This is a genomic window from Spiroplasma sp. ald, from assembly GCF_044714355.1.
GTDB classification, from domain to species: domain Bacteria; phylum Bacillota_I; class Bacilli_A; order Mycoplasmatales; family Mycoplasmataceae; genus Spiroplasma; species Spiroplasma phoeniceum.
Map to the genome: position 1 here is coordinate 1 of NZ_RXFY01000003.1, position 22,442 is coordinate 22,442.

The window sequence follows — 22,442 nt, forward strand, 5'->3', positions numbered from 1 at the left end:
ATTCTTAAAAAATTTAAAATTATTACAGAAAAATATCGTAATCATAGAAAACGATTTAGTTTAAGATTTAATTTAATTGCTTCAATTTATAATTTGCAATTATTATAGATAGCATAGAAGATGTATTTAAAATTAAATAATTTAAATAAAAAAGTCATTTTTCGTTGTAGGAAAATATTAAATTTTTAAATAAAAGACATAATTAATTAAAATTATAATTTGCTATTAGTATCTTTTTAAAAATATTTATAATTATTTTAATAGGCTATGCAAGAAGTCTAATAAAAAAATAAAATAGTTACTTAAATTTATTGTTTTTTACAGAAAATAATGTCTTATAACAAAAAGTCTAGTTAAAATGCAACAATTTTCCAGTTTTCGGTATATAATAAAAATAGTTTTAGTAGAAAGAGAAGTGAGGATTTTTTATTATGTCAAAAAAACTGCACGGGATAGGTGCCAGCAATGGAATTGCAATTGCCAAAGTTTTTAAATTAGAAGAACCAAAATATGAAATTTCGAATAATACGGTTTCTGATTCGGCAAAAGAAATTAAAATACTAGAAGCAGCAATGCAAAAGGCAAACACAGATATTGAAAAACTACAAAAGATTGCCTTAGACAAATTAGGAGCGGAAAAAGCAGCAATTTTTGAAGCACATAAGGAAATTTTGCGTGATCCAGCAATGATTGATGAAGCAAAAAATATCGTTAAGAGTAATAACAATAATGCAGCATATGCAATTCATACTGTTGCTCAAAAATTTATTACAATGTTTACAAGTATGGATGATCCATATTTTAAAGAGCGTGCAGCTGATGTTAAAGATGTAACTGATCGTTTAATTAAGTATATTTTAAATGTTCCGATCTTAGATTTAGCAACTATTAGTGAAGAAGTTATTATTGTTGCTGAAGATTTAACACCTTCACAAACAGCGCAGTTAAATCCTAAATTTGTGAAAGGATTTAGTTGTGATATGGGGGGGCGTACTAGTCATGCTGCAATTATGGCCCGTAGTCTAGAAATTCCAGCTGTCTTAGGATTAAAAGATATTACAAAACAAGCAAACCTTCATGAAATAATTATGATTAATGGAACAACAGGAGAAGTTATCTTAAATCCAACATCGGTGGAGATTAAAACTTGGACAACAGAAAAAGAAAAATTTTTACAATTGCAACAAGAACTATTGGCATTTAAAGATAAACCAACAGTTTCAAAAGATGGATATCAAAAATTTGTTTTAGAAGGAAATATTGGAGCACCAAAAGATGTTCAAGGTGTTTTGGATAATGGTGGGCAAGGAATTGGATTATTTAGAAGTGAGTTCTTATATATGGATAATGACCATTTCCCAACTGAAGATGAGCAATATGAAGCTTATAAAGGTGTTTTGGAAGGAATGCAAGGGCGCCCAGTGATTATTCGAACATTGGATATTGGTGGTGATAAAAAATTATCATATTTTAAATTTCCAGAAGAAATGAACCCATTTTTAGGATATCGTGCGATTCGCCTTTGTTTAGATAAAACAGATGTTTTTCGAACACAATTACGTGCTTTATTACGTGCTAGTGTGCATGGGAAAGCTGGTATTATGTTTCCAATGATTGCGACAGTTGATGAATTTAAAACTGCAAAAAAAATTACCTTAGAAGAAAAAGCAATTTTACTTAAAGAAGGACATAAAGTGGCAGACAATATTGAAATTGGAATGATGATGGAAATTCCAGCAGCAGCAATGTTAGCTGATCAGTTTGCAAAACACGCTGATTTCTTTTCAATTGGAACTAATGATTTAATTCAATATACAATGGCAGCTGATCGAATGAGCCAATTTGTGGCATATTTATACCAACCATATAATCCATCTGTTTTACGTTTAATTAAAACAATTATTGATGGTGCCCATAAAGAAGGAAAATGGGTTGGAATGTGTGGTGAAATGGCTGGAGAGGAACAAACAATTCCGCTTTTAATGGGAATGAAATTAGATTACTTTTCAATGTCTGCCACAAGTATTTTAAATGCGCGTCGTATTATTAGCAAATTAGAAGTTTCGGCAATGGAACAATTAGTAACAGAAGCATTAGAATGCCAAACAGGTGATGAAGTTTTGGCTTTAGTTGAAAAAAGAACAAAAAATGCTTTAGAAGTCTAAAATTTTGATAAAATAACACTATATAGTGTTATTTTTTATTAAAATAGGTGGTTTAAATGATAAATCTAAATACGTATGCAATAATTGACCTTCCATTACCAGTTTTAATTGATTTTGTTGTTATTTTTTACGGCATTATCAATTATTAGTGAATTTTGATATTGAAGACAATGGTATAAAACACGCCATAATACTAAAAATGATAATTTTGCGGTTAAACAGAAGGTAACAATTCGAGTTGCTTTTCAAAAAAATAAGTATTTAATTTTATTTTTATTATGTTTCTTTTGCTTTAATTGGTTCTATTTTGGTTTTAGTTAAACAACTAGTTGGTTTCCCATTGTTTTAAAAATAGCACATAAATTTAATAATTTTATAGTATACTAAAGATAGATGACAAAGTTGTCTGCTTAATGAAAAAAGGAGAAGAAAAGATGGGATTATTTAGTAAAAAACCAAAAGAACTTGAAATAATTGCCCCTGTAGATGGTGAAGTTATTGCTTTAGATAAAGTTGAAGATGAAGTATTTTCACAAAAAATGTTAGGTGAGGGTTTAGCAATTAAACCAAGTGCTGGTAATTTTATTGCTCCAATTGCTGGGAAATTAATTACTGTTTTTCCGACAGGTCATGCTTATGGAATCAAAAGTAATAATGGTGTTGAAATGTTATTACACATCGGAATGGATACAGTTTCATTAAATGGAAAAGGATTCGATATTCAAGTAAAACAAGATGATAATGTTAAACAAGGGGATTTATTATGTAATGTTGATTTATCAGTTTTAAAAGCTGAAAATGTACCAAGTTTAGATACGCCAATTGTTTTTACACCAGAAACAATGAGCGGTAAGACAATTAATATTGTTAAAACAGGTAATGTTAAACAAGGAGAAATTATTGCTGTTATTAAATAGGAAATAATTTTAACTAATAAGTGATTTATAAAATGGAAATCACTTTTATTTTTGTTTATAAAGTATATTCTAGAGTGTTTTTGCTATAATTGTTAAGAAAGGAAGAAGGTCAAATGGTAAAAATAGTTTTAATTGCGATTGTTTTTTTCTTATATTATTACTGAGTCTTTTCTTCAACAGGGGCAATTTTAGCCGAATTTTTAAAAATTCGAACTAAAAATATTTATTTTGGAATGATTATGGGTTTTTTCTTTTATTTTGCTGTTATTTCTTTTTTGCTAATTCCATTAGAATTTATTCCTAATTTACGTTATATTATTTTAGTTTATTCATTATTATCAATTAATATTTTATATTCATTATTTTTGTTATTATTTATTCGTTATTGATTTAATATTAATTTATGAGATTGAAATCACGCCATTTTTTTTGTTGCATTTGGTGTTTTTATGGCATTATATTATGCTAAAAATTATTTTATTGCTCCTTCAGGTTCAAACATTACTAATAGTTATATTTTAAGTTTTTATTTTTTTGCTTCAGTTGATAATAATATTATTTTTAAATTAAATCCAAATGTTACGATTGCTAATGCTCAAGCTTTAGCAACATTATCTTGGTTTACAAATGTCTCAGTTTGATTTGTAATGACTGGAATTGATCCAAGTGATATTATTTGAAATTTATTAAATATTTTAGATGCAATGCTATTTGCTTCAATTTTTGTAACATTATTGAGTAATTTTGCTAATAAAAAAAGTAATCGTTTTTTAATTGGTACTTCATCACTCCTTGTTTTATCTGCTTCAAAATTATTAATTTATTATTTTGGATATGATTCATGGCATCAACAGAATATGTTAACTGGTTTATTTTTTGTCACTTTTATTTTAATGACAATTTACACAAATGAAGAATACCGCAGTCGTAATATGCCTTGAATTATTGGTATTATTTTTGCAAGTTATATTACCTTTGAATGAGATGCATCGTATATTATGTTATTTATTATTTATGTTTCAACATGAATTAGTATGTTAAAATATAAAACTAATTTCTTAAAAGATATGGTTAAGTTTACTTTATTTTCAACATTATGTTTTATCTTTTACAACGCACAAATAAAAAATATTTTACTAATTTTTATTTTTTTAGGATTATTTTTGTTAATGATAATTTTATCATTTTTGTTATATCGCAGTTATTCACGAGTACATGATATTGAAATAATGATGTACCTAGGGCAAAAAAAATTATTATTTGTTGTACCAATTATTTTTACTTTAATTTCAGTAGTCATTGTTTTAGCAATGGGGGAAAATAACTTAAATTTTTGAACATTAGAAACAATTGCATCAGCCTTATATGTGCAGTTAGAATTAGGGCGTTGAGAACCATGAACAAATATTGTCTTCTTAATTATTTCTTTTGTCTTTTTAGGTTTAGCTTTAATTTGATTATTCTTTTTTGAACGAATTCCGAATTTTGTTGCAAAAACTCCAATTAATATGCTATCAATTTTAACAGTAACTTTCTTTAATCCGTTAGTTGGGCGTTTTTTAATTTTAATTTTTAATGAACAGGCTTTGTTAAACAATGCTACGGTTTTTATTGTTGCGTTATTAGTTGCCTTAAATATTAGTGTTTATACATTGAAAATTAAACCGTTTAAAAAATGGCATTTTAAAAAACAACCAATTTCCCCGCATCATAAAAAGAACCTAAAAATAATAAAATAAAGGAGGATATTATGACTTTTGAACAAGCAAAAAAACGTAGTTTAGTATTAAAAGAACAGTTAGAACAATGAAATTATGAATATTATGTGAATGATAACCCTAGTGTCAGTGATCAAGAATATGATCGAGCAATGCAAGAATTAATTGCAATTGAACAACGATATAGTGAATTAATTACAATTGATTCTCCAACGCAACGTGTTTCTGGTCAAGTTAGCGAAAAGTTTAATAAATATGTTCATACAAGTCCAATGTTAAGTTTGGGAAACGCATTTAATTATGATGATTTAATTCATTTTGATGAACAAATTAAAGAATTGACTGGTTTGCCAGAGGTTGAATATACTTGTGAATTAAAAATTGATGGATTATCAATTTCATTAGTTTATGATAATCATCTTTTAGTGATGGGGGCAACTCGTGGAGACGGTCTTACTGGTGAAGATGTTACTATTAATATTAAACAAATTAAATCAATTCCGCTTCGAATTGACCAACCAACTTTAACTGTTCGGGGTGAAGTTTATTTATCAGTTGAAGAATTTAAGAAGATAAATGAGGAACGTGCGAAAAATGGCGAATCTGAATTTGCTAATCCTCGAAATGCAGCAGCAGGAACTTTACGGCAATTAGATTCAACAATTGTTGCAAAACGAAAGTTAAATGCATTTTTATATTATTATGTTAATGCTTTGCAGGATGGAATTCAATCACAGTACGAAGCGTTACAAAGATTAGAACAATTAAAATTTAAAACAAATCCTGAGTATCGTTATTGTTCAAATATTGCGGCAGTGTGAGCATATATTCAAGAGTATGAACCAAAACGTCATCAATTAGGTTATGAAATTGATGGAATTGTGATTAAAGTTAATAACTTAAATTTATATAATCGCATAAGTTATACTGCTAAAAATCCAAAATGAGCAATAGCTTATAAATTTCCAGCAGAAGTTGTGGTTACAAAATTGCTTAATATTTTTCCTTCTGTTGGAAGAACAGGACGGATTACTTATAATGCTGTTCTTGAGCCAGTTCGTATTGCAGGAACAATTGTACGAGCAGCAACATTACATAATCCTGATTTTATTACTGAGCGTGATATTCGGATTGGTGATAATGTTCAAGTTAAAAAAGCGGGGGATATTATTCCGGAAGTGATTAATTATGTTGTAGCTTGTCGCCAAAAAAATGCTCAAAAATGACATGAGGCAACGCATTGTCCAGAATGTAATTCTTTATTAGAACGTGTTGAAGGTGAGGTTGACCAGTATTGTATTAATTCTGTTTGTCCTAAAAAAATTACTCGGGGGTTAGAACATTATTGTTCACGAAATGCGATGAATATTGAAGGAATTAGTGAAAAAATTATTGAACGATTATTTAAATTAGGATATTTAAAAAGTTTTATTGATTTATATCAATTAGAGCAATACCGAGCGAAAATTATTGAATTAGAAAATTTTGGTGAAAAATCATTTGAAAATATGATTGCTTCAATTAATAATTCAAAAAATAATTCCTTAGAGCGATTATTGTTTGCATTAGGAATTCGACATGTTGGTCAAAAAACAGCAAAATTATTAGCACGACAATTTAAAACAATTGCTAATTTAGCCGCCATGGATATTGAACAATTATCAATTATTAATGATATTGGCCCAATTGTAGCAGCTAGTGTTGTTGATTATTTTGCAATTCCAGCTAATCAACAAGAACTTGCCTTACTACGCCAAAAGGGGGTTAAAATGGAGTATTATGCTACTAATCAGCATTTAGCACAGAAGTTTGAAAATTATCGGTTTGTGATTACCGGAGTTTTATCAAAACCACGAGAATATTTTAAAGAGTTAATTGAAAGTTATGGTGGGCAAATTTCTGAAAGTGTTAGTGCAAAAACCACGTATTTACTGACAGGGGCTGATGCTGGTAATAAATTAGTAAAAGCACAAAAATTAAATGTTAAAATTATTAATGAAGAAGAATTTCAACAATTATTAAATAAGGAGGGATAAGATGGCGCGAATTACAAAAGAAGTGTTACAAATGTTAGCACATGATATTATGCTAGATTTACAAGATGAGGAACTAACTAATTTAAGTCAAGAATTTGATGTTATTTTAAAACAAATGGATTTAGTACAAAAAATTGATACAACTAATGTTCATTCAATGCATTTTCCATTTGATTTAACAGTTGACTATTTGCGTGAGGATGATGAGATTGATGTTGCTCCGCAAGCTGAAATTTTAGCGGCAGCACCAAAAAAAATAGATGATTATATTGTAATTAATAAGGTGGTTAAATAGAATGGCAGCTTATTCAATCAAAGAATTACATCATCTTTTAGTTGCTAAAAAAATTACTCCATCGCAAATAGTTAAGAATGCTTTTACTAATTTAGACAAATATCAGGTTTTAAATGCAACAGTGACAGAATTAAAAACAGAAGCCACAGCTTTGGCAGCTAAATTAGACCACCTTGTTGTTCCTAAAAATAATTATTTATTTGCCTTACCATATTTTGCAAAAGATAATTTTGCAACAAAAGGAATTAAGACAACGGCGAGTTCAAAAATTTTAGAAAATTTTATTCCAAATTATGAATCAACAGTAACTAATATTTTGAAAGAAAACAATAGTATTTTATTAGGAAAAGCAGCTTTGGATGAGTTAGGAATGGGTGGGCATGGTTTATATGCCTTAACAGGAGATGTTTTAAACCCTTGAGATTTAAGCCGGATTACTGGTGGCTCATCATCTGGCTCAGCAGCTTTAGTTGCAGCTGGTGTTGTTCCATTTGCATTAGGAACAGATACAGGTGATTCAGTACGAAAACCAGCAGGTTATTGTGGTGTTGTTGGTTTTAAACCAACTTATGGTTTAATTTCACGGTATGGTGTTTTTCCTTATGCGCCATCATTAGATACGGTTGGATATTTTACTCGAACTGTTGAAGACAGTGCAATTGTTTTTGATTATTTAGCACAAGAAGATCACAAGGATGCAACCTCATTAAAGAGTAAGGAACAAGGTTATTTTAAAAATTTATCATCAGAAAAAATCAAAGAACAAAAATTTGCTTATTTAAAAAATGCGCATGCGATTCTTCCAGATGAAATTAGAATTTATTTTGATCATTTATATGATGAATTAACAGCCCGCGAGATTAGTGTTACAGCAATTGATTTTCCAGAAGATTTACTAAAAGCATTAATGCCAGTTTATATGGTGATTTCTTTTACCGAAGCAGTAAGTAGTCATTCAATGTTGGATGGAATTAATTATGGAACACGAGTTGATGGGGACACTTATCAAGAAGTAATGATGAATTCACGAACTAATGGTTTTGGTCATGTTGTTAAACGTCGTTATGTTATTGGTTCATACACTTTAACAAAAAATAACCAAACATTATTATTTTTAAAAGCAAAACGAGTACGACGTTTAATTGTCAATGCTTTAACTACTGTTTTTGCAAAATATGACTTTTTATTATTACCAGCTGCATCAACGATTGCTCCAAAAATTACTACTATTATTAAAGATCAAATTTTAACAGAGGCAGAACTAGAAAATTATGTTGATGATTTATTAGTATTAGGTAATTTAATGGGTAATCCATCATTAACTGTTCCACTTGCTTTTGTTGATAAAATGCCAATTGGAATAAATGTTAATGCTGCTCCTTTTGCTGACCAAAAGGTCTTTAATGCTAGTTTATTAATTGAAGAGATTGTTGGAATTAAAAATAAAGTGGCACCAGAAAGGGGGAACAATCATGATTAATTTTGAGGTAGTAATTGGAATTGAAAATCACGTTGAATTAAAAACAAAGACAAAAATGTTTTCTTCTGGCGCAGTGAGTTATGGGGCTAAACCCAATAGTATGGTTAATCCAATGGATGTTGGGTATCCAGGAGTAATGCCAACAGTTAATAAAAAGGGAGTTGAGTTAGCGTTAATTGCTTGCCAAGCACTTAATTTGACAATTGATCCAGTCATTCAATTTGATCGTAAAAATTATTATTACCCTGATTTAGCAAAAGGTTTCCAAATTACGCAGCAATATTATCCAATTGGTCAAAATGGATATTTAACGATTATTGATGAGAATAATAAACCTTTTAAAGTAGAAATTGAACGTCTGCATATTGAAGAAGATACTGCTAAACAGTTGCATGAAGAAGACCAAACGTTATTAGATTATAATCGTGCTGGAATTGGTTTAATTGAAATTGTAACTCGCCCTGTATTACGGTCAGCGTTTCAAGTTCGTCAATATTTAGAAACTTTACGTGAAATTTTAGTTTATACCAAAGTTAGTGATGCTAAAATGAATGAAGGTTCATTACGATGCGATGTTAACATTTCGTTATGTCCAATTGGTGTGAAAACATTTGGTGATAAGGTTGAATTAAAAAATCTTAATTCAATTGCAAATGCTGAAAAGGCAATTGAATATGAAATTACAAGACAAAGTGAACTTTTATTAATGGGAAAAAGAATTGAACAAGAAACACGCCGATTTGATGAAAAAACAAAAACAACGGTTTTAATGCGTCATAAAACTGATGCTATTGATTATAAATATTTTTCTGAACCAAATATTTTTCCAATTAAATTAGATCCAAATTGAATGACAAAAGCTCTTAAAAATATGCCAGAATTACCAGCTGTCAAACGTAAACGTTATTTATCAAAATTAAATTTAAAACCAGCTAATATTGAAATTATTTTACAAGATTATGCCTTAATGAATTTTTTTGAAACAGCAATTAAGTTATCACCACATTATGAAATGATTGCTCATTATTTAATTGGTGATATTAGTGCTTATTTAAATCAAAAAGGATTAACAATAAGTGAAACAGCATTAACACCACAAAATTTAGTTGAAATGATTATGTTAATTAATCAAAATATAATTTCAAATAAACAAGCCAAAACAGTGTTACAACGAATTTTAAATGAAGATTGTGCTCCAACGAAAATTGTTGCTGAATTAGGATTAAAACAAATTAGTGACCCAGTTGAAATTAAAACAATTATTGAGCCAGTTTTTAATGCTAATATAGCAATGCTAGAACAATATGAGCAACGGCCAGAACGAGTAATTAAGTTTTTTATGGGTGAATTAATGAAATTAACAAAAGGACAAGTTGCCCCAGAAATTGGCCAACAAGTAGTTATTGAATTAATTACAGCGAAACAAGGGAAATAAAAAAAGATGGTTACTTACCATCTTTTTCATATTCTTGATCAATTTTTTGTAATTTAATTGTTAAATCATTAATTGCACTAATTTTAGCAATAAATAATAATTCATCATCTAATTTAATTGTTTCAACATCTCCGGGTAAAATAACACGGCCTTTACGTTTAACATAAACAATATTATAATCTTTATTATTAATAAAACGTAATTCTGATAATGTTTGTCCTTCAATATTTGGATCAGTCACCTGAATAATTAATGATGCATAATTTTCATCAACAGTTTGCATTTCAATGTCAATATCAAACATTGCTTTAGTTGCCGTAATACTTCCGGCCATTGTATCGGGTTGGATAATATTATTAATTCCTAATGCTTTTAGAATTCGTGCATGACGGATATCTTTTACTTTCGCAATAATATTAGTAATTCCAAGGTCTTGTAATCCAATAATTGTTAAAATACTAGCTTCAATATTACTTGCGATTGTGATAATGACAGTATCATACTCGTCTAGTCCTTGCTCAATTAGATTTGTTTTAACTGTTGCGTCTAATGCTACGCCATCAACTTGTTCATAACTAGCAATCATATTATTAACCTTAGTTTGGTCAATATCAAAGACCATAATGTGTTGTTTTCTCGCAATTAGTGTTTCAATTATTGAACGTCCAAAATTATTTAGTCCAATAATTGCAAAACTTTTTCTTCTTGCCATTCCTTTCCCCCCTTATTGCAATTTTAATTATACTATTTTTTTTATTATTAGCAATAATTACTAACTTGTAGTATATAATAATATTAATGAAAGAGGGACACAAATGGTTTTTTTTCAATTATATTTCAAAAATATTTTTAAAAGAAAAAATGATAATAAACGACAACGTAATAATGACCCAACTGCACCATTAACACGGCGTCGTCATTGGTTACCCTTCTCAAAAATATCGGGAAGATTATTTTTAGTTTATATTTTAATTGTTCTTTTAGGCGGACTACTGTTATCAATTCCAGGTTTTGTTCATGGCGGAGAACGGATGATTCTTGATGGAAAAGGTAAAATTTTAAACCCTTTAGTTACTTTTGCGTGAAATTATTTAATTGGTTTATTTACTGCTGCTAGTGCTTTTTCTGATACTGGAATTATAATTAGTAATCCTGCAGCGGATTATACTTTTTGGGGACAATTGGTAATTTTAATTTTAATTCAAACAGGTGGTTTTGGAATTGCTACTTTTAAAATTATGATTTTTGTATGATTAGGGCGTCGAATTTCAATTAAGGATAAAATGCTAGTGCAAGGTGAACGAGGAAGTAGTAACTTTGGGCATACAATGGATTTAATTAAAAATAGTTTTATTTTTTTAATTATTTTGGAATGTTTTGGGGCAATTTTATTATTTTGTAATTTTTATTTTTCACCGTTATCAGTAGAAGGAAAATTCATGATTGATAATGTTACTTATCATAATTTTTGACGAAGTTTATGAAGCGGTGTTTTCCACTCAATTTCATCAATTAATAATGCTGGGTTTGATATTATTGGTAATTCATCATTAATGCCTTATAATACTAATTATTTTATTCAATTTGTGTTTTTATTCCAATTTATTATTGGTGGTTTAGGTTTTCCAACTTTTTACGATTTAAAACGAAAATTTGTAGCCTGACGACGAAAAGAACATGTTAAATTTACCTTATTTACTAAAATTAATTTAATTACTTATATCGGTTTATCAATTATTGGTGTTTTTAGTGTTTGATTAATTGAATTTACGAATATTAATACAATCCATCCTGAAACTGCTCAGCATATGGAAAGTATTTTACGAAATTCAAAATCAAATTGAAATGGTTTTATGAATATTTTCTTTAATACAATGTCAACCAGAAATGCAGGTTATTCAACAGTTGAAATGAGTAACTTTTTACCAGGATCACGAATAGTGATGTCAATTATGATGTTTATTGGATCAGCGCCTTCTTCTACCTCAGGGGGGATTCGAACAACAACCTTAGCTGTTATTATCATTACAATTTGGTCTATTATTCGGAATAATAATAGTGTTAATGCTTTTAAACGGAAAATTCCAAATGAAACAGTAAAACGAGCGTTAGGAGTTACTGTTATTTCAGGAGGTTTAATTGCAATTGCCATTATCTGTATTAGTGCTGAAAATCCTCATCTTGATGTTTTAAATACTTTTTTTACAATTTGTAGTGCATTTGGAACAACAGGATTAAGTACTTTAAATTTTACCGAACTATATAACATTGGTATTTTAAGTACTTTAATATTGATTCTATTAATGTTTATTGGGCAATTAGGAGTTTCTTCAACGTTATTAGTTTCAATTCGTGGAAGTAGTGAAAAAGAATACAGTTATGTTGAAGAAAATATTTTAATTGGATAGGTTGAAAAAATAATTTTTTTCTCTTGTTTAAAATGATATCTTTTGTATAATATATAAGGTATCACCACGGAACAGTACTCAAGTTGGTGAAGAGGGCACCCTGCTAAGGTGTTAGGTCGGGTAACCGGCGCGAGAGTTCGAGTCTCTCCTGTTCCGCCATTTAATTTACATTTAACGAAAAAAAGTAATAAAGAGTTATAAATAATTTTTATAACTCTTTATAAATTATTGGTATAATAAAAGTAGTAATATTGTGCAATAAAGGGGAAGCAAAGGGGAAGCATAATGAAAAATTGATTAAAAATTATTTTATCAATGATTTTTTTATTTGGTATGGCGATTATGGGGTTACTTGTTGTCGTTATTATTTTCAATGTTAAATTCTTATATATTTTTTTAGGAATTGTTATTATTGATTTAATTTTCTCATTCTTTTTCTTTTTTTCCAAACGACGTTATGAAGTTAAATTTTCTTGAATTATTTTTATTAATTTTGTGCCATTTATTGGTCTATGTTCATATGTTTTTTTTGGTCGAAAATACCATTATTCAAATAAAAAATCATTATTGTACAATCATTTAAATAAATTAGAATATGATACTTATTGTAAAAAAAATAAGACATGTTTAATAAAATATACTGCTCCTAATCAAAAATTTGGGAATGTTGTTGAATTATTAATGCGGCATGTGAATAAGCCACTATACCAAAATAATAAAATTAAAATAATTACAAATGGGACCCGTGTTTTTAAATCATTATTAACAGATTTACAACAAGCACAACAATATATTTTATTAACTTATTTTATTGTTGCTGATGGTGAACTATTTGAATCTTTTTTAGTAGTTTTAAAAGAGCGAATTGCAGCTGGTGTTCGGGTTTATATGATTTATGACCATGTTGGTAGTTACTTTAAAATTAGTAAAAAAAGTATTAAAAAATTAATTAAAGCTGGTGTTCGAGTTCATAAATATTTACCAATTATTACACCTTTTATTAGTGGGAATGCCAATTATCGTAATCATCGTAAAGATGTTATTATTGATGGCTTAATTGGTTATACAGGTGGAATTAATTTAGCCGATTTATATGCTGATAAATCATGAAAGTTTGGAATTTTTCATGATATACAAGTACGAATTGAAGGTGAAGCGGTTCGAGGTTTGGAAGTAATTTTTGCTGATGACTGATTTTTTGCAACTAAATGTCATGAAATAATCACAGGTTTAGAACCTGCCATTTTAACACCAAAACAATACAATATGAAGGGTAAATCACATTTACAAATTGTTAATCATAGTCCTAGCATTGATCATTCCATTACCAAAGACCTATATATTTCATTAATTAACAAAGCTCGTAAACGAGTTTGATTATCAACTCCTTATTTTATTCCACCAGATGATCTTATTCAAGCTTTAATTCTTGCAGCACGTGCTGGAGTTGATGTTCGTTTAACAATTCCAGGTTTGACTGATAAAATTTTTGTTTTAGATATAACAAAAAGTTACTGTAAACCTTTATTTGCTAGTGGTGTTAAAATTTATGAAATGAATAATACTTTTAGTCATAATAAAATTGCTATTTTTGATGATGATATTGCTCTGATTGGGACTTGTAATTTAGATTACCGTAGTTTCTTTTCTGACCATCAAACAACAGCAGTTATTTATGATCCAGAGGTAGTCGCAAGCTTTATTCCTCGTTGAGAATGAGATTATGAACATTCAATTTTATGACAGGAATGACCAATTAAATATAAACCCTTGAGTTATCGACTGTTGTTAACATGTTTAAAATTAGTCGCACCAATTTTATAAGTTAATGCTAATATCAAGAATAATTTTTTGTATAATTAATATGTGAAGGAGGGGTATAATGCTATTTAATAAATTAAAAAATAAAGAGGGCAAAGAAAAGGAACATCAAACAGAAAAAAAGCATAACTTATTACAAGAAAAATCATTGTCATCATCAGATAATTTAGAAAGTAGTTTGTTTGAAGATAAAGATGATAATAGTAAAATTAAAACTGGTTTTAGTTTTAAACGGCGTAAAACGCACAAAATTATTAAAGAATTAAATCGCCAGCGAATTAAGTCATTATTATTTTATACTGATATTAGTAATGTTTTACGGCAATTGGAATTTGGGCTACAGCCAGTTAAGAATATTCATTTGGCAAAAGAAAGTGAATATATTGTTTGAACATATTTAGAAAAACCTGATCATTTAGAGTTTGAATTAGATAATTCAACGCGACATTATTTTTGAAGTTGAATTGCAGAGCAAAAAGTTGATCCAAGTCAAATTACTGTGATTGCAATTGATATTCAAAATTTATTTCATTTAACAAAAAAAGATTGAGAATATGATGATGTAACCCGCCGTGTAAAAGTTTTTGAAGATGTGAAACCAACAGCAATTCGCTGAATATTAATGAAAAATAATCAGTATTTAAATCGAATTCAAATGTATGTTAAAAGTAATAATTTAAAACTTAAAATTTTTCAAGGTGAAAAAGGAAATGTTTCTAATGTGTTAACAGAAGGTAGAAAGAAGTAAAGAATGAAGAGAAAGTTAGAGAAAATTACTCTGCGTGAAGTTGATTTTGCGCAATGATATACTGATATTGTTTTAAATGCTGATTTAATTGCCTATGGGCCAGTCAAGGGAACAACTATTTTTAAACCTTATGGATATGCAATTTGAGAAAATATTCAAAAAATTTTAAATGCTGAATTTAAAAAAAATGGTGTAAAAAATGTTTATTTTCCTTTACTAATTCCAAAAACTCTTTTTAATAAAGAAAAAGAACATATTGAAGGGTTTTCACCAGAAATTGCAACAGTAACAAAAGTTGGAGATAAAGTCTTAGATGAAGAATTATACATTCGACCAACATCAGAAATTCTTTTTGGAACCTTTTTTAGTAAAGAAATCCAAGGTTATCATGATTTACCACTGTTATATAATCAATGAGTTAATGTTTTACGTTGAGAAAAAACGACCCGTCCGTTTTTACGTACAAGTGAATTTTTATGACAAGAGGGGCATACAATTCATAGTTCAAAACAAGAAGCACAGCAATTTACTTTAAAAATTTTAGATATTTATGCTACTTTTGCAGAAAAAACTTTATTATTACCTGTGATTAAAGGGCAAAAAACAGAACGTGAAAAATTTGCTGGAGCAGAAGAAACTTATACGATCGAATCATTAATGTATGATGGTCAAGCTTTACAATGTGGGACTAGTCATTATTTTGGTCAAAATTTTTCTAAAACATTTGATATTAAATTTTCAAATCAAAAAAATACTTTAGAATATGCTTACTCAACATCGTGAGGGGTTTCAACGCGTTTGATAGGAGGGCTTATTATGACACATAGTGATGATAATGGACTAGTATTACCACCTAAAATTGCACCAATTCAAATTATGATTTTACCAATTAATAATGATAATGATGAGCAATTATTTGCAGTTGAGCAACTACAAAAAAAATTACACAAATATCGTTGTGAAATTGATCAATCAGACAAAGGTTTTGGGTTTCGTGCAGCTAATGCTGAAATTAAGGGAATTCCATTGTGAATTGAAATTGGAGCTCGTGATTTAGCACAGCAACAAGTTACAATTGCTCGGCGTGATACTTTTGAAAAAATTACTGTTTCCTGAACAGAAGTTGAAAAAGTAGTTTCTGATTTATTAGATCAAATTGCAACAAATTTATACCAAAGAGCTTTGGATAATCGTCATCAACGGACAAAAAAAATCGATAATTATTCAGAGTATAAAAAAACTTTAGCAAAAATGAATGGTTTATTTTTAGTGCCGTTTTGTGGTCACATTGAGTGCGAAGATACAATTAAAGCTGAAACACAAACAACATCACGTTGTATTCCGTTTGATGTTCCAACAAAAAAAACAACTTGTTTTCATTGCGGACAACCAGCAACTAATTTAGTTTATTTTGCGCGAGCTTATTAATAACAAGGAAATCTTTTTTATTTTTGATAAATTTCAATTGTAAAGGAGGTTTTTATTTGTTTAATCAAAATTTTATTGAAGAGCCATTAGCAGTTTATAATTCTTTTCAGTTTGCTTCTAATAATAAAATTAATTTAGCATTAGATTTAACAATTCCTTTATTTGCTTTTGATAATGGTGATAATAGTAAAGCCTATGCTTTTTATATTCGTTCTAATATTGGCAATTTAAAACCATGGTTTACTCCAACTGGTGAATTAACAACAGCATATAAAACTGACCACGAACCAAATACCAAATTGCTTGATGTTTTAAAAAAACGTTTTTTCAATTTAATTTTAATTTTTCAATGTTAAAAGTATATTTAAATATTAATAATAAAAAACAATGTCAAATCACAACGGAATTACAAGCAACCGCTAGTTCAACAATTTTAAAAATATCACAAACACAAGTGGAATACTCAAAATGAGGAAAAGTTATTATTCCAGCCCAGTGTTTTGATATGAATAAAACAAATAAAATTAGTTTAGTTATTAATGCACCTAATCTTCGGGACAATGATTTAGTAACAAAAAATTCTTATCAAGAATTTTATTTAAATTTTAATTATAAGAAAGACTTTCTTAAACAAACAAAAAAAATTATTCGGAATCTTTCAATATAAAAATTACGATGAAAAACAAAAAAAATTTAAAACTTTTTATGATATTTTTGCTAATTATTTTCAATTAATTCCACCAAAAATAAATGGAGTAAAAATAACTAGTTTATTTGCATTACGTGGTTTAAGTGTTTTCAATTCTTTAGATATGATTGATTTTCCAATTGATTTTCATACTAAAATAGCAAAATTATGAACATTTTTTAATAATCAGCATCTTTTAATTCCAACAACAACGATGATAATTAGTAAACAAACAAAATACAATTTTAAGATTTTACAAAGTTATTTAAAATATAATTCAGCGCAGAAGGTTTATGAACATTTTTTTGTTGAAAATACAGTTTATAATCAAAACAAAAACCAAATTGAAATTGAAGCAAATAATAATTTAACCTTAAATAATTTTCTTGTTAATCCCTTTCTTGCACAAAGCGAAATAAATTTTATTACAACAATAGAACGATTTAATTTTAATCTTGTTCAAAATTTTATTTTTAAACCAATTATTCCTAAAATAAATGTTAATAATACTTTTTTTGTTAATTCAAATTGGTTTAAATGCTTAACAATGACTTATCGCATCGTTACTCAACAATTACCTAATTATTATAATAAAGAATTTAACCAAGATTTATTAACACAATTTGAATTTGATTTTTTTTTGTGGAGCAAAAATTAGTTACAGATGAAAAAAATTTTTAATAAAAGATTAGTTATTATTCTTGGTTTTTTGTTCTCAATGTTAGTTTTTTTAAGTGCTATTTTTATTTATGTTTATAAAAATATTTTAATTAGTAATAATAAACCTAAAGTTAATTTACGTGTTTTTAATAAAGACAATGAGAATGTTGAGTTGCAACCAGAACAAAAATTTGTTTTAGATCCTAGAAAATTACGAATAAAAATTAATTATGTATATAGTGAATATTATTTTGATAATATTCGTTTTCATTATTATTTTTTAAAATGTTGAATTTCGCAAATAATGTTTTTTATCATCCAACAAGTTATCTTAGTTTCTATTATAGTAATGAAAAAATTAGTTATTCAAAAACAATAACTGTCTATCATTATCATAATGAACAACAATTATATCAAGCTTGGAAGCTTACATTAGAAAGCTTACACTAGTGAATGCTATTATTTTATTGCTAAACTTGTTATAATTATATTAATTATTAAGAGAATGTGAGGGCTTTTAAATGAATGTTCTAGATGAAATTAAAAAAGTTTTAAAAGAACGTGGAATTTCTAAACCAATTGATTTAAATACGGAGTTTAAAACATTAGGATTAGATTCATTAGATTTGATGGATTTAGTTATTGAGGCTGAGAAAAAATGTGGAATTCAAATACCAGATGATAAATTAATGGATATTAAAACAGTTGCAGATTTAGTTGAAGTTATTAAAGAAATTAAAAAATAAAGGAGCTGGTGGCAATGGCATTATCATATGACGGGATTGTACAGTTATTAAAAAGTAAAAATTACCGAATTACTGAAATTAGGTTAGCAATTATTAAAATTTTATCAGAAAAGCAACATTTAACGTTAACTGAAATTGTAACATTGTTAGAACAAGAATTTAAAAATGTTAATTTAATGTCAGTTTACAACACAATTGATTTATTAATTAGTGAGCATATTGTTTTTACAAATTCTTTTGATGGTAAACAAATTTGATATGATTTAGCAGAAAACCCATCCTTTCATATGGTTTGTGATATTTGTAAAAATGTTGTTCATATTAAAGATACGAATATTTTACATGAAATTAAGTTAGATAATTTAAAAGATGTAATGACAAATATTAATTGAGAACCAGTCCATTTTAAAATTGAAGGGCATGGAATCTGTGATCAGTGCCATAATAAAAAATATGAACCACTTCAATTTGAAGAGTACTTCAATGAAGAAAATAAGTAAAATTATTTGCTATTTTCTATTATTTTGTTAAAATAGTTAAGTGCTAATTTAGGCGCTTAATTTATCTTGTTAGGGGTATAGTTCAATCGGTAGAACACCGGACTTCAAATCCGGGTGTTGTGGGTTCAAGTCCTGCTACCCCTGCCATAACATAAAAAGATGAAAGTATGGAAATACTTTTTTATTTTGCCATATTTATCTTATTATGTTATGATTTAAAAAGGATTTAGGGGTGTAGTTTAATGGTAGAACAGCGGTCTCCAACACCGTACGTTGTGGGTTCAAGTCCTGTCACCCCTGCCAGTTTAAACAGTGGAAGTATACCCAAGTCTGGTTTAAGGGGGCGGTCTCGAAAACCGTTAGATGGAGTGATCCATGCAAGAGTTCGAATCTCTTTACTTCCGCCATTTAATGAAGAAAAAATGAAAAATCATTTTTAATATTAGAAATGATTTTTCATTATTATTTAATTTGTGGAACAGCAACAAAAGCAATTGTGTTTAACCCTGCATGTGCAACAAAGATATTAGCTAAATTTTCGGTGTGGTAATTAACTTTTAATTCATTTAATTTTTGTGTAACATTATCTCAAACTTTGCTAGCACATTCACTTGTTTTTAAAACAAATAATTGAAAGTTTATTTTAACTGTTTTTTTAAATTTTTCTCATGTTTCAACTAAAGTTTCAATTAAATTATTTAAAGTTCGTGATGAGGCAATTTTTTTAGGATGTTCTCCTCATTGAATTAAAATTTTAATTTTAAATAAGTTAGTTAATGATAATAAAACTTTTCCAACACGCCCACCTTTTGATAAACGATCTAAGCTACCAGGAATCATTGCCATATATGTTTTTTGCTCAAGTTCATTTGTTTTTGCAATAATTTCTTCGACACTAAGATTTTGTTTTGTTAATTCATTAGCATAAATTATTAATGTTTTTAAAGCAAAAGCTGCTGTATGATTACGAACAACATGAACTTTTCCACGATATTTTTCATCTTGACTTAAAAGATAAGCAGTTGCATATTGGCTTGAAAGTTTCTCAGCAATTGGATAATGAATAATTTCATCATATGTTTTTAAAATTTTGTCATATTTAACCATTAATTCACCAGTTGATGCTTGACTTGTTTTTGTTGTTCCTGTTTGAACAACTTCATAAAAATTATGTTTTGTTGTTTCTTCTTCCGTATCTAAGATATCAACTTCATTATTTAAAATAATGTGTAAGGGAATAACATGAATACCTAATTGTTTAATTTCTGCTGTTGTGAAACCTGCTGATGAATCAGTTAAGATTGCAATTTTTTTACTCATTGGTTGTACCTCCTTTTATTCATCTCAACATACTAGCACAACCGTATTTGCTCCTGTATGAGCTGCTATAACATTTGGCAAAATGTATGTTGAAGTAATTTTAGCACCCGCGTCTTCAATAATATTGTAAACTTCTTTTAATGTTTCATCGTCTGTTTTTGAATGCAATAAAATAATGTTTTTTCAATTTTGCCGTTCTTTTTTTATTTGTCCTAAAGCTGTTTCAACAGCTTTTTTAAATGTTCTAGTTTTATCAAATTTATCAATGCGACCATCATATCTCAAAATAGGGGTTATCTTCAAAAGCGATGCTAAAGCTGCCGCTGCCGCTGTAATTCGACCCCCGCGTTTTAAAGTTTCCAAACTTTTTGGGATAATAAAGGCGCTAACTTTTGTTTTAATTAAATCAAGTTTTGATTGAATTTTTGTTAATTCAATTCCTTCTTCAATTCATTGATATACTAGATCAATCATATATACTAGCAGTTGACTTACCCCGTCAGTATCAATAACAAAGACTTTGTTTTTATATTCATCGCCTTGAGCTAACATTGAAATATTTTCATGCTGACCAGATAGTCCCTTTGATAATCCCATAAAAACAATGCCATCATATTTTTTTAACAATTCGTTTCAAGTACTTAACATTTTTCCCATTGGAATTTGACTAGTTTTGATAACTTGATGTTCTAAAATATCATAAAATTCATTAAATGAAATAACATCTTCGTCATCTTCCACTTCACTTCCATCTGGAAAATTTAGTAATAATGGTGATAAATAAGTATCTTCATATTTTTTTAAATCGTCTTTCTTAATTCCAGACGATGAGTCGATTATTAATGCAACTTTGCTCATATTTTTCCTCCATTTATTTCTATCTCTTAAGTATCATTGAATCTAAGTTAAGGTATTGTTAACGTCTTAACAATACATTAATTATAAACTTTGATATAATAATTTCAAGGATGAAAGGAAGATAGCAATGAAAATTACTACTGAACAGAAAAAAATGTATGAGACTATTTTACAAGCATTTGGACCATCTGGATGTGAGCAAGAAGTTGTTAAACTATTAAAACAATATTATCAAAAATATACTTCAGAAATAATTCAAGATAATTTAGGGAGTTGCTTTGCTGTAATTCGAAATCAAAAAGGAATTATAAATCCAAAAAAAGTAATGTTAATGGCACATGGTGATGAAGTTGGTTTTATGGTTAGCCAAATTAATAGTAAAGGTTTAGTTCGTATTAATCCATTAGGAGGTATTTGAGAACAAACATTATTAGCTAAACGAGTAAAGTTATTAAAAGATGATGGAACGTTTTTGATTGGTGCGATTTCAGCAATTGCACCGCATTTTTTATCACCAGAAGCTCAATTAAAACCAACGCCAATTGCTAATATGTTAGTTGATTTTGGTTTTTCTTCACAAGCAGAAGCCTATAAAGTTGGAATTCGAGAAGGAAATTTTGTAATTTGTGAAGGTCCAACAGTTTTCTTAAATGATAAACGATTATTATCAAAAGCGATTGATAACCGAATGGGTGTTATTTTAGGATTAGAAGTTTTAGAACAAGTTAAAAATAAACAATTAGACTATGATTTATATGTTGGTTTTAGTGTGCAAGAAGAAGTTGGAATTCGAGGTGCTAAAACAGCAACAGCATTAATTAATCCTGATTTTGCAATTGTAACTGATGTTTCACCAGGACAAGATTATGAATCAACAACAACTTTTGGTCAATTAGGGCAAGGTGTAATGTTACGTGGAATGGATAATGGCTATATTACGCGTTATGATTTAATTCAATATCAACTTAAATTGATGAAAAAACATGCAATAAAATATCAATTTTATATTTCGCCAGGAGGAACTGATGCTGGAGCTGTTCATTTAACAACAGCTGGTATTCCAACTATTCAAGCGTGTTTAATTGCCCGTAATTTGCATACAATTAGTGGTATTATTGATTTAGATGACTTTAATGAAACAATTAAGTTAATAATAACAATTATTGAAGATTTAGATGAAACAAAAATTAAAGGATTTAATTGAAGTAATAAGGAGTAA

The 22,442-nt window shown here is 28.2% G+C and carries 21 protein-coding genes, 4 tRNA genes and 1 pseudogene; 23 read left to right on the forward strand and 3 right to left on the reverse strand.

Features of this window, described 5'->3' with window-relative positions:
- The 8 genes and pseudogenes from EHU54_RS00470 to gatB form a co-directional block, all read left to right on the forward strand.
- Positions 1-108, forward strand: a pseudogene (locus EHU54_RS00470) (IS5/IS1182 family transposase); the annotation flags it as partial.
- Between the two features lie 323 nt (positions 109-431).
- On the forward strand, positions 432-2,165 hold the full coding sequence (gene ptsP, locus EHU54_RS00475; RefSeq protein WP_400248346.1) for a phosphoenolpyruvate--protein phosphotransferase: 1,734 nt from the start codon (positions 432-434) through the stop codon (positions 2,163-2,165).
- 434 nt (positions 2,166-2,599) lie between these two features.
- Positions 2,600-3,082, forward strand: a complete 483-nt coding sequence (locus EHU54_RS00480; RefSeq protein WP_400248378.1) for a PTS glucose transporter subunit IIA — start codon at positions 2,600-2,602, stop codon at positions 3,080-3,082.
- 113 nt (positions 3,083-3,195) lie between these two features.
- Entirely contained in the window at positions 3,196-4,821 is a 1,626-nt protein-coding gene (locus EHU54_RS00485) for a hypothetical protein (RefSeq protein ID WP_400248348.1), read from the forward strand.
- Positions 4,822-4,832: 11 nt separating this feature from the next.
- Positions 4,833-6,836: an NAD-dependent DNA ligase LigA gene (gene ligA / locus EHU54_RS00490; RefSeq protein WP_400248349.1), complete on the forward strand. Its 2,004-nt coding sequence runs from the start codon at positions 4,833-4,835 to the stop codon at positions 6,834-6,836.
- A gap of 1 nt (position 6,837) precedes the next feature.
- On the forward strand, positions 6,838-7,131 hold the full coding sequence (gene gatC, locus EHU54_RS00495; RefSeq protein WP_342256400.1) for an Asp-tRNA(Asn)/Glu-tRNA(Gln) amidotransferase subunit GatC: 294 nt from the start codon (positions 6,838-6,840) through the stop codon (positions 7,129-7,131).
- 1 nt (position 7,132) lies between these two features.
- On the forward strand, positions 7,133-8,611 hold the full coding sequence (locus tag EHU54_RS00500; protein WP_400248350.1) for an amidase family protein: 1,479 nt from the start codon (positions 7,133-7,135) through the stop codon (positions 8,609-8,611).
- Positions 8,604-10,046, forward strand: a complete 1,443-nt coding sequence (gene gatB, locus EHU54_RS00505; RefSeq protein ID WP_400248351.1) for an Asp-tRNA(Asn)/Glu-tRNA(Gln) amidotransferase subunit GatB — start codon at positions 8,604-8,606, stop codon at positions 10,044-10,046. Before EHU54_RS00500 ends, gatB begins: the two co-directional genes overlap by 8 nt.
- Positions 10,047-10,056: 10 nt before the next feature.
- Here the strand turns inward: gatB and EHU54_RS00510 are convergent, their stop codons facing one another.
- The gene (locus EHU54_RS00510) at positions 10,057-10,758 is read right to left on the reverse strand and encodes a TrkA family potassium uptake protein (protein ID WP_338990398.1); all 702 of its coding nucleotides are present in this window, start codon (positions 10,756-10,758) and stop codon (positions 10,057-10,059) included.
- Positions 10,759-10,861: 103 nt separating this feature from the next.
- Here EHU54_RS00510 and EHU54_RS00515 point away from each other — a divergent pair, with 103 nt between their 5' ends.
- The 14 genes from EHU54_RS00515 to EHU54_RS00580 all read left to right on the forward strand — a co-directional run bounded on the left by EHU54_RS00515 (position 10,862) and on the right by EHU54_RS00580 (position 19,452).
- A complete protein-coding gene (locus tag EHU54_RS00515; protein WP_400248353.1) occupies positions 10,862-12,454 on the forward strand; it encodes a potassium transporter TrkG in 1,593 nt (530 codons plus the stop codon).
- Between the two features lie 68 nt (positions 12,455-12,522).
- Positions 12,523-12,613, forward strand: a tRNA-Ser gene (locus EHU54_RS00520).
- A 126-nt stretch (positions 12,614-12,739) separates the two neighbouring features.
- Positions 12,740-14,278 (forward strand): cardiolipin synthase, encoded by a 1,539-nt coding sequence (gene cls, locus EHU54_RS00525; protein WP_400248354.1) that lies wholly within the window; start codon positions 12,740-12,742, stop codon positions 14,276-14,278.
- Positions 14,279-14,336: 58 nt separating this feature from the next.
- Entirely contained in the window at positions 14,337-15,023 is a 687-nt protein-coding gene (locus EHU54_RS00530; RefSeq protein WP_400248355.1) for an acetyltransferase, read from the forward strand.
- A 3-nt stretch (positions 15,024-15,026) separates the two neighbouring features.
- Positions 15,027-16,451: a proline--tRNA ligase gene (gene proS / locus EHU54_RS00535; protein ID WP_400248356.1), complete on the forward strand. Its 1,425-nt coding sequence runs from the start codon at positions 15,027-15,029 to the stop codon at positions 16,449-16,451.
- A 56-nt stretch (positions 16,452-16,507) separates the two neighbouring features.
- On the forward strand, positions 16,508-16,807 hold the full coding sequence (locus tag EHU54_RS00540; RefSeq protein WP_400248357.1) for a hypothetical protein: 300 nt from the start codon (positions 16,508-16,510) through the stop codon (positions 16,805-16,807).
- Entirely contained in the window at positions 16,801-17,118 is a 318-nt protein-coding gene (locus EHU54_RS00545) for a hypothetical protein (RefSeq protein WP_400248358.1), read from the forward strand. Before EHU54_RS00540 ends, EHU54_RS00545 begins: the two co-directional genes overlap by 7 nt.
- Before the next feature lie 145 nt (positions 17,119-17,263).
- Positions 17,264-17,797 carry a hypothetical protein gene (locus EHU54_RS00550; protein ID WP_400248360.1) on the forward strand — a complete coding sequence of 178 codons (534 nt, stop codon included), beginning with the start codon at positions 17,264-17,266 and terminating at the stop codon, positions 17,795-17,797.
- Between the two features lie 6 nt (positions 17,798-17,803).
- Complete coding sequence (locus tag EHU54_RS00555) at positions 17,804-18,178, forward strand: hypothetical protein (RefSeq protein ID WP_400248361.1); 375 nt, start codon at positions 17,804-17,806, stop codon at positions 18,176-18,178.
- A 142-nt stretch (positions 18,179-18,320) separates the two neighbouring features.
- Positions 18,321-18,545 (forward strand): acyl carrier protein, encoded by a 225-nt coding sequence (locus EHU54_RS00560; RefSeq protein ID WP_053391359.1) that lies wholly within the window; start codon positions 18,321-18,323, stop codon positions 18,543-18,545.
- Between the two features lie 14 nt (positions 18,546-18,559).
- Positions 18,560-19,045 carry a Fur family transcriptional regulator gene (locus EHU54_RS00565; RefSeq protein ID WP_114565424.1) on the forward strand — a complete coding sequence of 162 codons (486 nt, stop codon included), beginning with the start codon at positions 18,560-18,562 and terminating at the stop codon, positions 19,043-19,045.
- Positions 19,046-19,116: 71 nt separating this feature from the next.
- Positions 19,117-19,192: transfer RNA gene (locus EHU54_RS00570), tRNA-Trp, on the forward strand.
- A gap of 81 nt (positions 19,193-19,273) precedes the next feature.
- Positions 19,274-19,348: transfer RNA gene (locus tag EHU54_RS00575), tRNA-Trp, on the forward strand.
- Positions 19,349-19,359: 11 nt separating this feature from the next.
- Positions 19,360-19,452, forward strand: a tRNA-Ser gene (locus EHU54_RS00580).
- Between the two features lie 55 nt (positions 19,453-19,507).
- Here the strand turns inward: EHU54_RS00580 and EHU54_RS00585 are convergent.
- Together EHU54_RS00585 and EHU54_RS00590 are read right to left on the reverse strand one after the other, a co-directional pair.
- On the reverse strand, positions 19,508-20,365 hold the full coding sequence (locus EHU54_RS00585) for a DegV family protein (protein ID WP_400248362.1): 858 nt from the start codon (positions 20,363-20,365) through the stop codon (positions 19,508-19,510).
- 15 nt (positions 20,366-20,380) lie between these two features.
- Positions 20,381-21,223, reverse strand: coding sequence for a DegV family protein (locus EHU54_RS00590; RefSeq protein WP_400248363.1), 843 nt, complete (start codon positions 21,221-21,223; stop codon positions 20,381-20,383).
- Positions 21,224-21,350: 127 nt separating this feature from the next.
- Here EHU54_RS00590 and EHU54_RS00595 point away from each other — a divergent pair, with 127 nt between their 5' ends.
- Positions 21,351-22,442: a M42 family metallopeptidase gene (locus EHU54_RS00595; RefSeq protein ID WP_400248364.1), complete on the forward strand. Its 1,092-nt coding sequence runs from the start codon at positions 21,351-21,353 to the stop codon at positions 22,440-22,442.